At 41.7% G+C, this 14763-nt stretch carries 11 protein-coding genes; 6 read left to right on the top strand and 5 right to left on the bottom strand.

The window, feature by feature from the left end; genetic code table 11:
* Positions 1–11: 11 nt before the first annotated feature.
* Genes cydC through C7Y70_RS07755 form a run of 5 tightly spaced genes read right to left on the bottom strand, consistent with a single transcriptional unit; the run spans position 12 to position 6374 of the window.
* Positions 12–1745, bottom strand: coding sequence for a thiol reductant ABC exporter subunit CydC (cydC, locus tag C7Y70_RS07775; protein ID WP_135474161.1), 1734 nt, complete (start codon positions 1743–1745; stop codon positions 12–14).
* A complete protein-coding gene (gene cydD, locus C7Y70_RS07770; RefSeq protein ID WP_135474159.1) occupies positions 1738–3498 on the bottom strand; it encodes a thiol reductant ABC exporter subunit CydD in 1761 nt (586 codons plus the stop codon). Before cydD ends, cydC begins: the two co-directional genes overlap by 8 nt.
* Positions 3488–3640, bottom strand: a complete 153-nt coding sequence (gene cydX / locus C7Y70_RS07765; protein ID WP_099296491.1) for a cytochrome bd-I oxidase subunit CydX — start codon at positions 3638–3640, stop codon at positions 3488–3490. The genes cydD and cydX overlap by 11 nt, the downstream gene beginning before the upstream one ends.
* 11 nt (positions 3641–3651) lie before the next feature.
* Entirely contained in the window at positions 3652–4791 is a 1140-nt protein-coding gene (gene cydB / locus C7Y70_RS07760) for a cytochrome d ubiquinol oxidase subunit II (RefSeq protein ID WP_135474157.1), read from the bottom strand.
* The gene (locus tag C7Y70_RS07755; RefSeq protein WP_135474155.1) at positions 4788–6374 is read right to left on the bottom strand and encodes a cytochrome ubiquinol oxidase subunit I; all 1587 of its coding nucleotides are present in this window, start codon (positions 6372–6374) and stop codon (positions 4788–4790) included. The genes cydB and C7Y70_RS07755 overlap by 4 nt, the downstream gene beginning before the upstream one ends.
* Before the next feature lie 364 nt (positions 6375–6738).
* Between C7Y70_RS07755 and lpxB the strand changes: the two genes are divergently transcribed.
* The 6 genes from lpxB (at position 6739) to C7Y70_RS07725 (ending at position 14758) form a co-directional block, all read left to right on the top strand.
* Positions 6739–7896 carry a lipid-A-disaccharide synthase gene (gene lpxB / locus C7Y70_RS07750; RefSeq protein WP_135474153.1) on the top strand — a complete coding sequence of 386 codons (1158 nt, stop codon included), beginning with the start codon at positions 6739–6741 and terminating at the stop codon, positions 7894–7896.
* Positions 7886–8482 (top strand): ribonuclease HII, encoded by a 597-nt coding sequence (rnhB, locus tag C7Y70_RS07745; protein ID WP_099296487.1) that lies wholly within the window; start codon positions 7886–7888, stop codon positions 8480–8482. The genes lpxB and rnhB overlap by 11 nt, the downstream gene beginning before the upstream one ends.
* Entirely contained in the window at positions 8482–11973 is a 3492-nt protein-coding gene (gene dnaE, locus C7Y70_RS07740; protein ID WP_135474151.1) for a DNA polymerase III subunit alpha, read from the top strand. Before rnhB ends, dnaE begins: the two co-directional genes overlap by 1 nt.
* 16 nt (positions 11974–11989) lie before the next feature.
* The gene (accA, locus tag C7Y70_RS07735; protein WP_087530680.1) at positions 11990–12946 is read left to right on the top strand and encodes an acetyl-CoA carboxylase carboxyl transferase subunit alpha; all 957 of its coding nucleotides are present in this window, start codon (positions 11990–11992) and stop codon (positions 12944–12946) included.
* Positions 12947–13094: 148 nt separating this feature from the next.
* On the top strand, positions 13095–14408 hold the full coding sequence (gene tilS / locus C7Y70_RS07730) for a tRNA lysidine(34) synthetase TilS (protein ID WP_135474149.1): 1314 nt from the start codon (positions 13095–13097) through the stop codon (positions 14406–14408).
* Positions 14405–14758, top strand: a complete 354-nt coding sequence (locus tag C7Y70_RS07725) for a hypothetical protein (protein ID WP_135474147.1) — start codon at positions 14405–14407, stop codon at positions 14756–14758. Before tilS ends, C7Y70_RS07725 begins: the two co-directional genes overlap by 4 nt.
* The last annotated feature ends 5 nt before the right edge of the window (positions 14759–14763 follow it).

The raw sequence follows: 14763 nt of genomic DNA, 5'->3' as shown, positions 1-14763 counted from the left end.
TTTTTTTATGCTTAAAATCGTGTTACCAAAGACATGTAATCCACTTCATTTGCAAGTAAAGCACTGTGACTATCAATAGCTCTTATAGCTCCTTCCTCTAGCCATATCACTTTATCCATTGAATCCAACAATGCGGGGTCATGTGTAATGGTGATAATTGTTTTATCTGCCATGACATCCATTATCGTATTGATCACTTGGTGTTTAGTATGGTTATCTAAGCTTTCAGTTGGTTCATCTAAAACCATGATAGGGCTATCGCGAAGTAAGGCTTGTGCAATAGCAATTCGCCTTGCTTGGCCTTGTGATACGGCTCGTCCTGCTGTCCCTAAGCGTGTATTTAAGCCAGAAGGCAGTTGTGATAGCCATGAACCTAATTGTGCTTGTTCACACACTTTCATAAGCATATCGTCAGTGGCATTTGGCTGTGCGTAGCGTAAGTTTTCGGCCAAAGAGCCATCAAATATATAGTGATGTTGTGCAAGGATAGTCAGTAAATCAAAGCGGTTATCTATTGATAGAGTGTCAATATCAATAGAGTCTTCAAGTGTGTGCAGTTTGACCTGCCCATTTTGCGTTGGCCATAGCCCTGTTAATAAATTGATTAGTGTAGTTTTTCCACTGCCACTAGGACCCACTAATGCGACTTTTTGCTTCGCTGAAATAGTTAAATTAACTTTTTTCAGTGCGTGAGTTTGGTCATTATAGCGATAATCAATATTAGAAAAAGAAAGACCTAGAGGTTGCTTATTAACAGTTACCGCTGCGGTTAAAGGAGGTGATGTCAATTTGTCTTCCAATTCAAAGATACGTGCTGCAGCGCTTAAAGTATTGGGAAGTTGAATAAACGCATTAGGAAGATTAAGCACGGTTTCAAAACTTGCTAAAACAAATAAGCTCATCATTGCTAATTCGACATTCGCGACTTGATTGCTGCTTATAAGTGGGATCAAAATCACAATACTACTTAGCATAGTCAATTGTGTGATTAATAAAGTAAGTCCATTACTATTAGCAATTGCACTGTGTCGTTTATGTAACTGCTGATTATATAACTCACTTGAGGCATCGCATTTTGCCAGCAATTTAGCAGAGGCTTGATAAAGCATTAATTCTCGCGAGCCTTGTAAGGTCTCTGATAACTGTGCCCTTAAAAGTGCAGATTGTTCTCGCTCGTGTGTGGCTGTTTTACTAAATTTAGCACCTAAATATGAAGGTACAATAACGCCGACGACCATAAGAGCCGTAAAGCATACCAAGGCTACATTAGGGTTATATGCACTCATAAATAGCATGATAATAGGTATACCAAACACGGCAACGATAAAAGGCAATAAAACATCTAAGTAAAAAGCATCTAGTGCGTCAACATCATTTTGCATTCGATTGACTAAATCAGCACTGCGGCTCATGGCTAAGTCTACGTTGTTCAACTGGCTTAATGTTTTAAATGCCCGTACTCGAATTTCACTCAGTAGCAAAAACGTCGCATTGTGAGTGATGAGCCGCTCGCCGTAGCGAGAAGCTGTTCTTACAATCGCTAAAAATCGAATGACACCGGCAGGCGTAAAGTAATTCATATGCACAGATGCAATACCCGCAGCTGCCATTGCAGCCAAAAACCAGCCTGAAATTGCAAGCAAACCAATGTTAGCTAAAACGGTCAAGGTTGATAAAAGGGCACCAAGCAGTAACATCCCTGCGTGGGGTCTACATAGTTTTAATAAACGAATAAAGTTAGTCATGATGAACACCTGCGTTAACAAGTTGCCAGAATCTGCCTTCTTTCTCATTTAGCTGTAGATAGCTGCCTTGCTCGATAATTTTTCCTTGTTGCATCAAATAAATTTTGTCTGCTTTACTAACGGTATTTAATCTGTGAGCTATTACAAGGACGAGGTGGTGTTTTGCGTAGTCAGTAATCGCCGTATTAATTAATTGTTCTGTTTGGCTATCAAGGTGAGCGCTAGGTTCATCTAGCATCAAGATTGGCGCATTTTTTAAAAAAGCACGTGCTAATGCGATACGTTGTTTTTGGCCGCCAGAGAGGCCTTCTCCTTGCTCACCAAGCAGAGTATCAAACCCATGAGGCAATGCGAGAATAAACTCAAGAGCGCCTGCTTTAGCGGCAGCGCGTTCTAGTTGTGTTTGTGTAGCTTGAGCATTGGCTATACGTAAGTTATCAGCAACACTCATATAAAATAAGGTCGGGTTTTGAGGTATCCACGCTATGTTTTGTAACCAGCTCTGGTTTTCATAGCGAGAAAGGGCAGTGCCGTTGATGAAAATGTGTGAATTTGCTTGATGATGAAAGCCAAGTAAACAATCAAACAAGGTACTTTTCCCTGCGCCACTGTCGCCTACAAATGCGAACAACCCCTGCTCAGGAAGGCTGATATTTATATCGGATATTCCTTCTTTACTATCAGGGTATAAAAAACTTAACTGCTTGGCGCTAATATTTTTTATGGGTAATGGTACAGTTTGAGTTTGTTGTAGCGGTAGCTGCTCTTGCGCATTGATGATATCAATCATATCTGCAGCGGCGCTAATGCCTTCTAATCGTGCATGATAATGGCTGCCCATTTGGCGTAAGGGTAAATAAAATTCTGGGGCTAGGAGTAAAACAACAAAGCCGGTAGCAAAATCAAGGGTGCCAAAAAACAACCTAAAGCCGATGATTACAGCGACTAAGGCGACGCTAATAGTGGCAAAAAACTCTAACGTAAATGCAGATAAAAATGCGACTTTAAGTACACTCATTGTTGAGGATCTAAAGTCATCAGAAATTCTTGCAATGTGAGTCAGTTCAGAGCGAGTTGCGTTGAACAATTTTAATTGCGTCAATCCTTGGATCCGATCTAAAAAATAATTCCCTAAAATTGAGAGTTGCTGCCAACGTTGTTGATTTATCTCTTCTGCCTTATGACCTACTAAAATCATAAAAAACGGGATTAAGGGAGCAGTGAACAAAAATATTAACCCTGCTTTATAATCTGTTGGAAAAATCACTACAAGAATCGCCAGAGGGATGAGTGCGCTGTATGCAATACTGGGCAAATAATTAGCGTAATATTGGTGCAGTGCTTCAACACCGTCATGTAGTGTATTTAACGTTGCACCTTGGCCTTTTTGTTCAATGTATGTAGGCCCTAAGCGGTTTAACTTTGCGAGTAATGTTTTGCGCATGGAAGATTTAATCTTTTGCGCAGCATAATGACTAAGTCTTTCGCTTAGCGCTAAAAATAAAGCCCGTAATAATATGAGTCCAGCTAAAGGCCAAAGCAGATAGCTCACTTCGTTGATATTTTTGCTTTCAAACATGACAAGATGTGCTGCATTTGCCAGTAAGTAACAGGACGCTATCATTAACAGCGCGTTGAGCGTACCAAGTACAATGCTCATTTTTAATAAGCGTGCACCACTTTGACTGTGGTGTTTTAAGAATGCGCGCAGTTTGGTTTGCTGCGCGCGATCGGGCCGTTTTTTAGTTGTCATCTTGGCGTTTAAGCCTTTCGTGTAGTTCTAATTCATCATCAGCAATACTGTCTTTATTTTGCTGAAACTCGTACCACATGACATTAATCACGCCTAAAGTACAAGCTAATAAAACACCCAGTATCCATGCGAAATACCACATAATAAGTCTCCTTAATAGCTGCCGTGAGTGTTGTTCGTAATTTCAGTTTGTGTGACTTTACGCCACATTTTTACGTAGCACCAAGTTGTGTAACATAAAATTAAAGGAACAAAAATGATAGCAGCAATAAACATTACATTTAGTGTCATATGACTAGAAACAGCGTCCCACATTGTTAAGCTTATATTTGGATTATTGCTTGAAGGCATAATAAATGGAAACATCGCACTGCCTGCAGTCATAATAACCCCTATTAACATGGTGCTGGTTGTAGCTAACGCTAATGCAGGTTTGTTTAGCTTAGATAATATAATGGCAAAGATTGCTGATACAAAACCCAATATAGGGAACGCTATTGTGAGTGGCATTTTACTATAATTATCAAGCCACGCACCGGGCGCTGTTGTAACTACCTTGCCAAGTGGATTCGCATAGCTTTGAGTATCTGGCATCGAGATAATTTGATAGCCGTCCATTTTTGCCACCCAGAACCCTGCCATAGCAAAAAGAGCGATAAATAGCATTAAAGCATAGCGACCGTATTGGGCTGATCGAACTGATACTTCAGCGTCAGTTCTCAATTGTAACCACATGCCAGCATGACCAACCAGCATAGTGACGCTTAGCAAACCAGCGATTAATGCAAATGGGTTAAGCAAAGCAAAAAAGGAGCCTTGATAGGTCGTGCGTAATAAATTATCAATATCAAAAGGCACCCCTTGAAGTATATTTCCAAACGCGACACCAAACACCAAAGCGGGCACAAAGCTCCCAACGAGCAGCGCCCAATCCCAATTATTACGCCATTTTGCCGATTCGAGTTTTGAGCGATAGTCAAAGGCAAGTGGTCGTAAAAACAGCGCAAACAACACCAACATCATCGCTAAGTAGAAGCCAGAGAACGCAGCGGCGTAAACCATTGGCCAAGCTGCAAATAATGCTCCGCCAGCGGTTATAAACCACACTTGATTGCCATCCCAATGTGCACCAATGGTATTGATCACAGTACGGCGCTCTAAATCTGTTTTACCCACTAGGCGTAACAAAATTGCTACCCCCATGTCCATGCCATCAGTAATAGCAAAGCCTATGAGTAATACGCCTATTAAGAGCCACCAAAGGAACTTTAAGGTTTCGTAATCAAAAATCATGACTGTGCTCCTTGGTTTAGTTGTTTATCAGCTTTTTCAAGTTCAAAGTGATACTTACCTGTGTGCAATGAGCTTGGTCCGAGTTTTACAAATTTGAGCATCAACCAGCCTTCTATGACGGCTAAGCAAATATAAAAAATAACAAACGCAGTAATGGTGAAAAGTAAGTCATTGACAGTTAACGACGATGTGGCTAAAAATGTAGGTAACACTTCTGATATAGCCCAAGGTTGGCGACCATATTCAGCAACAATCCAACCAAACTCTATAGCAATCCAAGGCAGGGGAATACTCCATACAGCCGCTTTTAACAACCAGCGTTTTTGTTCAATAACACGATGCGCGTTGTAGTAAAACGATAGGGCGAATACCACAAGCATGATCATGCCGCAGCCGACCATGATTCGGAACGACCAAAACATAGGGCCAACCCGTGGGAAAGAGTCTTTCACTGCTTTTTGTATATGTTCCTCTGTTGCATCGACTACATTCGGTGTATAGCGTTTAAGTAACAAACCGTACCCAAGGTCATCTTTTAAGGTGTCAAATTTGGCTATATTTGCAGGGGTGTCTTCGCCATTTCTGAGTTTTTCAAGGTACTCATACGCTATCATGCCGTTTCTAATACGTACTTCGTGTTTTTTCTCTAAATCACTAATACCAGTTACTTGCTCATCAAGCGAACGCGTTGCAATTAAGCCTAATGCGTAAGGGATTTTAACGGCAGCATGCGTCACTTGTTCATCTGAATCAGGAATACCAATTGCTGTGAATGCAGCTGGAGCTTCTTCGGTATGCCATTCTGCTTCAATGGTGGCTAATTTTACTTTTTGCACTTCGCCAACTTCGTAGCCAGATTCATCACCCAGTAAGATGACACACAAAATTGATGCTAAACCAAAACCAGAGGCAACTGAAAATGAGCGCTTAGCAAAAGCCAAATCGCGACCTTTTAAGATATACCAGCTACTAATACCAAGGACGAACATTGATGCAGCGACATAACCTGCCGACACGGTGTGAATAAATTTAACTTGTGCAACGGGGTTAAATACTAATTCAGCAAAACTGGTCATTTCCATGCGCATTGTCTGGTAATTAAACTCAGCACCAACTGGATTTTGCATCCAACCATTGGCTACCAAAATCCAAAGGGCAGACAAGTTCGTGCCAATAGCCATCAAAAAGGTAACACCTAAATGCTGTCGCTTTGTTAGTCTTTGCCAGCCGAGGAAGAACATACCTACAAAGGTGGACTCTAAAAAGAATGCCATTAAACCTTCAATCGCCAGTGGAGCTCCAAACACATCGCCTACATAGTGTGAATAGTACGACCAATTTGTTCCAAACTCGAACTCCATGGTTAAGCCAGTAGCCACACCAACCGCAAAGTTAATCCCAAATAATTTACCCCAAAATTTAGTCATGTCACGGTAGATTTCTCTACCTGTCATAACATAAACAGATTCCATAATAACCAAAATCCATGTCATGCCTAATGTTAGCGGGACAAAGAGGAAGTGAAACAGTGCAGTGATCGCAAATTGCAATCGCGATAGATCGACAAACGCTTCATCTATCATAGTGTGCTCCTTTATAGTTGACGGCGCGGCTGTATTATCTTTCAGAAATTACTGAAACTTCGCTAATTCTATGCCTTTATTGATTTTAGTCAACCCAAGAGTGTAAAAAATAGCTTATGTATAGAGCATTAATCAATGTGACAGAAATATAAAATATTGGATAAATCTAGACTTATTTTACTTAAGACCCAATGCAACCAATGATTTTTCAGCAATTTGGGGTCTCAATGCACCTTATTTACAAAGTTGAGTTTGTTGTTTATGCGCTAAGGAATAAATTAATATTACCTCCCAACATTTATACTGCATTGAAAACACGTTAAACTGCTGCTATTAAATGCAGAGTTAATTGCGAAAAGAATCAATGAATAATCAGAGCAAACCATTACGCATAGCAATTGTAGTGGGTGAACTATCCGGTGATATATTAGGCGAAGGTCTTATAAAAGCACTAAAAATACGCTACCCAAATGCCATTTTTGAAGGCATTGCAGGCCCTAAAATGCAGGCACAGGGATGTAAAAGTTTATTTGATATGGAAGATCTTGCCGTTATGGGCTTGGTTGAAGTGTTAGGGCGTTTACCTCGGTTATTAAAAATTCGTAAGCAACTCATTCAGCACTTCCTTGATAACCCTCCTGACATCTATATTGGCATAGATGCGCCTGACTTTAACCTGCGTATTGAAAAACCATTAAAAGATGCGGGTATTAAGACGGTACAGTATGTTAGCCCGTCTGTGTGGGCGTGGCGTGAAAAGCGTATTCATAAAATTAGTGCCGCAACCAATATGGTGCTTGCTCTTTTGCCATTTGAAAAAGCGTTCTATGATAAGCACAACGTACCTTGCACATTTGTAGGTCATACGCTTGCTGATGATATTGCCTTGGAACATGATAGCAGTGCAGCTCGTATAGAACTGGGCTTGAATGACAATGACAAAGTATTGGCATTGTTACCCGGTAGTCGTGGTTCAGAAGTCGGTTTATTAAGTGAGACCTACATTCAAACAGCGGCTGAGTTACAAGCTAAAAACCCAGATTTAAAAATTGTGGTGCCGTTAGTTAATGACAAGCGAAAAGCTCAGTTCAGTGAAATTTTAGCCACCACAGCACCGTCATTAAAAATACAATTGCTGGATGGGCAATCTGATATTGCAATGCAAGCAGCAGATGCCATTTTAATCGCCTCTGGTACGGCGACATTAGAAGGCATGTTATATAAAAAACCTATGGTGGTGGGTTATAAAATTAAACCGATGAGTTACTGGATATTTAAAACGTTGTTTACCTTTAATATTAAATATTTCTCATTGCCTAATTTATTAGCAGATGAAGAGTTAGTGCCTGAGTTTTTACAAGCAGACTGCAATGTTGAAAACTTAGCACATGCCCTAAAGCCTATGCTAGAGGGTAATAATAGTGCGTTAAAATCACGCTTTTTAGCGATTCACCAACAAATACGCTTAAATGCTAGCGAGCAAGCCGCGGCGGCAGTAGCGGAGTTATTAAATGCAAATTGAAAGACCAAATCTAACTTTTATCGCCGGTGTTGACGAAGTAGGCCGTGGCCCACTTGTTGGTGACGTAGTTACTGCTGCGGTGATACTTGACCCAACAAAGCCGATTGCAGGCCTTGCTGATTCAAAAAAATTAACTGATAAAAAACGTCAAGCACTGGCTCTCGAAATCAAAGAAAAAGCACTTTGTTGGTCAATTGGCCGTTGTAGTCCAATAGAAATAGATGAATTAAATATTTTACACGCCACGATGCTTGCCATGACTCGCGCGGTAGAAGGATTAACAACTACACCAGAGTTTGTGTTTGTTGACGGAAATCGACTGCCATCTTTAGAAATGCCAGCACAAGCAGTGGTAAAAGGCGATAGCTTAGTGGCTGAAATTTCAGCGGCTTCTATTTTAGCGAAAGTTGCTCGTGATGATGAAATGATTGAACTGGATAAACGCTACCCGCAATACGGTTTTGCAGGGCACAAAGGTTACCCAACAAAAGCGCATTTTGCAGCACTTGAGCAATATGGTGCAATTGATGAGCACCGTAAAAGTTTTAAACCAGTGCAACGCGTACTAGCAATGCAGGAGCAATAATGGCGGCTCCTGATTTTGTACATTTACGTGTTCACTCTGACTTTTCGATGGTTGATGGTTTGGCTAAAACCAAACCGATTGTTGCCAAAGCACAAGAGCTAGAATTACCAGCCTTAGCAATTACCGATCAAATGAACTTGTGTGGTTTAGTGCGTTTTTACGATACAGCCCACAACGCAGGTATAAAGCCAATTGTAGGGGCTGATTTTTGGCTCCACAGTCCTGAGTTTCCAGAAGGGCCATGTAGACTTGTTATTTTGGCTAAAGATAACATTGGCTATAAAAATATTACATTATTGATCTCAAAAGCGTATCAGCGCGGGCATTTATTTCATCGCCCTGTTATTGAACGAGAGTGGCTGGTGGAGCACAAAGAGGGCCTTATTTTACTCTCTGGCGCTAAAGACGGTGATTTAGGTAAAGCACTGTTAAAAGGCAACGCTGGTATTATTGAATCAGTGGTCAGCTTTTATAAACAGCATTTTAGCGACCATTATTACATCGAGCTTATTCGTACTCTACGAACTCAAGAAGAAGAATACTTGCACTTAGCGGTAGAGCTTGCCGACGTTGAGCAACTACCAGTTGTCGCAACAAATGAAGTGGTCTTTCTAAAGCCTGAAAACTTTGAAGCGCATGAGATCCGCGTCGCTATTTTTGATGGTTACACACTGGATGACAAACGTCGCCCCAAACGTTTTTCTGAGGAGCAATACCTTAAAACGCCAGAGCAAATGGCTGAGCTGTTTAGTGATATTCCAGAAGCACTACAAAACAGTGTCGAAATAGCTAAGCGCTGTAATGTAACGGTGCAACTGGGTACTTACTTCCTACCTGATTACCCAACTGGCTCATTAAATATTGAAGACTTCTTAGTTAAAGTTTCAGAAGATGGCCTTGAAGAACGTTTACAGTTTTTATTCCCAGATGAAAACGACCGCAAAGAAAAACGAGTCGAATATGACGAGCGACTAAAAATAGAACTCGACGTAATCAACCAAATGGGTTTTCCGGGTTATTTCTTAATCGTAATGGAATTCATCCAATGGAGTAAGGATAATAATATTCCAGTTGGGCCGGGGCGTGGTTCTGGTGCGGGCTCGTTGGTGGCTTATGCACTTAAGATCACCGATCTTGACCCATTAGAATTTGATTTACTTTTCGAACGTTTCTTAAACCCTGAGCGTATTTCCATGCCGGATTTCGACGTCGATTTCTGTATGGATAGGCGTGATGAAGTAATCGATCACGTATCAGCGCTATATGGACGGGATGCGGTATCGCAGATCATCACCTTTGGTACGATGGCAGCAAAAGCGGTTATTCGTGACGTTGGTCGTGTGCTTGGGCACCCTTATGGTTTTGTTGACCGTATTTCAAAATTGATACCGGGCGATCCGGGTATGACCCTAGCAAAAGCGTTTGATGTTGAGCCGCGTTTGCAAGAGGCTTACGATGGCGATTCTGAGGTCAAAGACCTAATTGATATGTGCCGCATCCTCGAAGGGTGTACACGTAATGCCGGTAAGCATGCGGGTGGTGTAGTTATATCACCCACCACCATCACCGATTTTGCTGCGCTTTATTGTGATGATGAAGGTAAGTTTCCGGTTACTCAGTTTGATAAAAATGATGTAGAAACAGCCGGCTTAGTTAAATTTGACTTCTTAGGTCTAAGAACGCTGACAATCTTGCAGTGGGCAATTGATATGACCAACGAGCGCCTTGAGCGTGAAGGCAAGAAGCCTGTTGATATCAACGCAATCCCACTGGATGATAAAAAGAGTATAGAGCTATTATTACGCGCCGAAACGACCGCGGTCTTCCAGCTCGAATCACGAGGCATGAAAGATCTGATCAGACGTCTTAAACCTGACTGCTTTGAAGATATGATAGCCTTGGTGGCCCTGTTTAGACCAGGGCCACTGCAATCGGGCATGGTAGATAACTTTATTGACCGTAAGTTGGGTCGAGAAGACATCTCGTACCCCGACGCACAATATCAGCACGAAAGCTTACAGCCTATTCTTGAGCCTACTTACGGTATCATCCTGTATCAAGAACAAGTAATGCAAATTGCGCAGGTGTTGGCGGGTTATACGCTCGGTGGCGCAGATATGCTGCGCCGTGCAATGGGTAAGAAAAAGCCCGAAGAAATGGCAAAGCAACGTTCAACCTTTGAAGATGGTGCAAGAAATAACGGCATTGACGGCGAACTTGCAATTAAAATCTTCGACTTGGTAGAAAAGTTTGCGGGTTATGGTTTTAACAAATCTCACTCAGCAGCTTACGCGTTAGTTTCGTACCAGACGCTGTGGATGAAAACGCATTACCCAGCCGAGTTCATGGCTGCGGTAATGTCGGCTGATATGGATAATACCGATAAAATTGTAATTTTGGTGGATGAATGTGAAAACATGAAACTCACCTTATTACCGCCGGATGTAAACGCAGGTGAGTTTAAATTTACTGTAAATCAGCAAGGCGAAATTGTATACGGTATCGGCGCCATTAAAGGGGTAGGTGAAGCACCTGTTGAAGCAATTTTAGAGGCGCGCAGTGAAGGCGGCCCGTTTAAAGACTTGTTTGATTTTTGCGCTCGAGTTGACTTGAAGCGGTTAAATAAACGTGTCACGGAGAAATTGATTTACGCCGGCGCACTTGATCAACTTGGCCCAGATAAAACTCAACCTGGGCGAGCAACCTTATTAGCGAGCCTTAAAGATGCTATGCGCGCCGCTGATCAACACAACAAAGCAGAGTCTCTTGGTCAAACCGATTTGTTTGGTTTACTGGCCACAGAGCCTGATGAAGTTGAACAAGCCTTTATAAAAGCGACGCCGTTGACCGATAATCAATGGTTAGATGGCGAAAAAGAAACACTCGGCCTTTATTTAACCGGCCACCCAATCAATCAATACCGTAAAGAGCTTAAACATTACACCACAGGCCGTTTAGTGGACTTGCAGCCAACTAATCGAGATGTGCAATCTACCGCTGCAGGGCTTGTCATTGCAGCACGTACTCTAATAAATAAGAAGGGAAATCGCTGGGGGCTTATAACTTTAGATGACAAGAGTGCCCGTATTGATGTACGCTTATTCCCAGAACAGTTTGAAATGTACCAAGATATGCTGCAAATCAACAATATCTTGGTAATATCTGGACAGGTCAGCTTTGATAACTTCTCCGGTGGCATTACAATGACCGCCAGAGACATATGTACCATTGCTCAAGCGCGCGAAAAACGTATAAAAGCGATTAAAATGACGCTGAACATGGTACAAATCGAGGCAAACTTCTTCGATAATTTACAAAAAGTACTTGAACCTTATAAGTTTGGTACTTGTCCTATTAGGGTTTTCTATCAACGTCCAGATGCGTTGGCCAAGTTAACCTTAGGTACAGAATGGTGTGTTACGCCTAGTGATGACTTAATTCATAAGCTTTCACTGATGGCGGCGCAAGATGTAGAACTAGAATTTAACTAATTAGGTAGTTTAGAGCATGAGCCTCAATTATCTTGATTTTGAGCTTCCAATCGCAGAATTAGAAGCAAAAATTGAAGAGTTACAAAATATAAGCCGCGCTGGCGAATTAGACCTTGAGTTAGAAGAGGAAGTCAGCCGATTAAAAGAAAAAAGTGCCCAACAAAAAGAGGAAATATTCTCTAAATTAGGTGCTTGGCAGGTTTCTCAGTTAGCCCGTCATCCGTTGCGTCCTTATACTCGAGATTATATCGAGCGCATTTTTACGGAGTTTGACGAGTTAGCGGGTGATCGTACTTTTGCAAATGATCCGGCTATTTTAGGTGGTGTAGCACGTTTTGAAGGTCAACCAGTAATGGTGATCGGTCAACAAAAAGGACGTGATACAGCTGAAAAAATTAAACGCAACTTTGGTATGCCAAAGCCAGAAGGTTACCGTAAAGCATTACGCTTAATGGAAATGGCTGAACGTTTTAAAATGCCAATAATGACTTTCATCGACACGCCGGGTGCATACCCAGGTGTTGGCGCAGAAGAGCGTGGTCAATCTGAAGCTATCGCACGTAACTTAAAAGTAATGGCTGCACTAAAAGTGCCAACCATTTGTACGGTTATTGGTGAAGGTGGTTCAGGTGGTGCTTTGGCAATTGGTGTTGGCGATCGCGTTAACATGTTGCAATACAGCACTTACTCAGTAATTTCGCCAGAGGGTTGTGCTTCAATTCTTTGGAAAAGCGCTGATAAGGCCCCACTTGCTGCAGAAGCTATGGGTGTAACCGCGGCACGCGTTAAAGAGCTTGATTTGATCAACAACCTAGTTGAAGAGCCTTTAGGCGGCGCACATCGTAACTACGATGCAATGGCGAGAAACCTTAAAAATCAGCTTAAGCGTGACCTTGCAGACTTACAAGCGTTATCGCTTGATGAGATGCTAGATCAACGTTACAAACGATTAATGTCATTTGGTTATTGCTAAAAAATAACTCGAATGCAGAAAAAAGCCGCTTTAGCGGCTTTTTTGTTTTAAAATGTTTGTAAGCTAGGAGCTAGGAGCTAGGAGCTAGGAGCTAGGAGCTAGGAGCTAGGAGCTAGGAGCTAATCATTTATTATTTTCGGTTAAATTCATGCATTCAACACCATTGTATCAACAAGTAAAAAACGCCATTGCACCGTTTGTCGATGATAATCAAACGTCATTTACAATTGCGCTCTCAGGAGGTGTTGACTCTGTGGTGTTATTGCATGTAATGAATGAACTGAAACGTGAAATACCAACGCTGCAACTCAGTGCGGTTTACGTTAACCATGGCTTGAGTAACTATGCTGATGACTGGCAAAGGTTTTGTGCTGATTTATGCCGACAATTAAGTGTCGTATTTACAGCTGCGTCAGTAACTATTGAGCAGCGAACGCGCACGAGTCTAGAAGAGCAAGCCCGTGATGCGCGCTATTTGGCATTAGATAAATACAGTGCTGAGGGCAGTGTCATTTTATTGGGTCAGCATTTGAACGATCAGCTAGAAACGTTTTTATTGCGCCTTAAACGCGGCTCAGGGTTGAAAGGTTTAGCGTCTATGCGCCAAACTCGCATACTTAAAAGTGGTCGTACTTGCTTTAGACCGCTATTAAATATTACACGCTCAGCCATCGAGTCATTCGCAAAAACGTTTTCGCTTGAACATATTACTGATGATTCGAATACTGATGAACGTTTTGATCGTAATTTTATTCGGCAAAAAGTGGTGCCTGTTTTATCGGATAAATTTATAGGTTTTGAAAAAAGCGCTTCACGCAGCATTACGCTACTACAGCAGCAGCAAGATTTACTTAATGAGTATATCCAGCAAGATTTAGCTAAATGCCAAAACGAAACCCAAGGCTTAAGCTGCGCCGAACTTGCGATGTTCAGTGCTGCACGCCAAGCAAATGTTTTGCGTTGCTGGCTTGAGCAATTTACCGCGCTCATGCCATCACAAAAGCAAACTGAGCAAACCTTAGAGCAAGGTATTAATGCACAGGTTGACGCGCAATTAAAAATACAATTAAAAGATGGCCATATTCGCCGTCATCAAGGTTTTTTGTATTTTGTAATTCACCAAACACAAGAGCCATTGGTTGTAACTGCGCAATCTGGAAACACATTTATACTTAATAACGGTGCTCGTATTAGCCCAATACACGCAAAGGGGATAAGACCCCCCCGAGTTGATGAGCACGTAACAATAAGATTTGATTATCTTCAGGCAAAAATAAAACCCTTAAATAAACCTGGCCGTAATACATTAAAGCATTGGTTTAAAGATGCAAAAGTAGCTCCTTGGTTACGGGCCAGTGCGCCACTTATTTTTTACAACGACGAGTTAGTCCAAGTTGTCGGATACTTCATTAGTGCGAATCATGTGAGCGATGAAGGAATTATTTGGGAGTACCATGCATGAACAATCAGCCCCACGTTGGCTTATCACTTGTTAATAAAGCACCACTTGGCCTTTTAATTACGATATTAATAGCAGTGGTTGCGCACTTAGTATTTGAACTAGATATAATGACTTTACTCTATTCACTTGTGGGTGGTTTGGTCTGCGCAATTGTTTTGATTGCTTACTGGTTAGGAAAGGGCGGAGCCTTTTTTATTGTTGGTGTGAGTATTCCGCTGGTTTTAATTGTGGTCACCCCACTGGCTACCATGGCCGCTTTACTTTATTTGGTTAGTGGCTTTTTCTTTGGTTTTTGTTTATCGCTACTGATTTATAAGTTGTTTAGTAAGCAAAAGCAAGTTGCGCCGTAAGGGGA

It is taken from the genome of Pseudoalteromonas sp. KS88, from assembly GCF_004766475.1.
Taxonomy (GTDB): Bacteria; Pseudomonadota; Gammaproteobacteria; order Enterobacterales; family Alteromonadaceae; genus Pseudoalteromonas.
The sequence above is the reverse complement of the archived record's forward strand: the minus strand, read 5'-3'. Positions and strand labels throughout refer to the sequence as shown.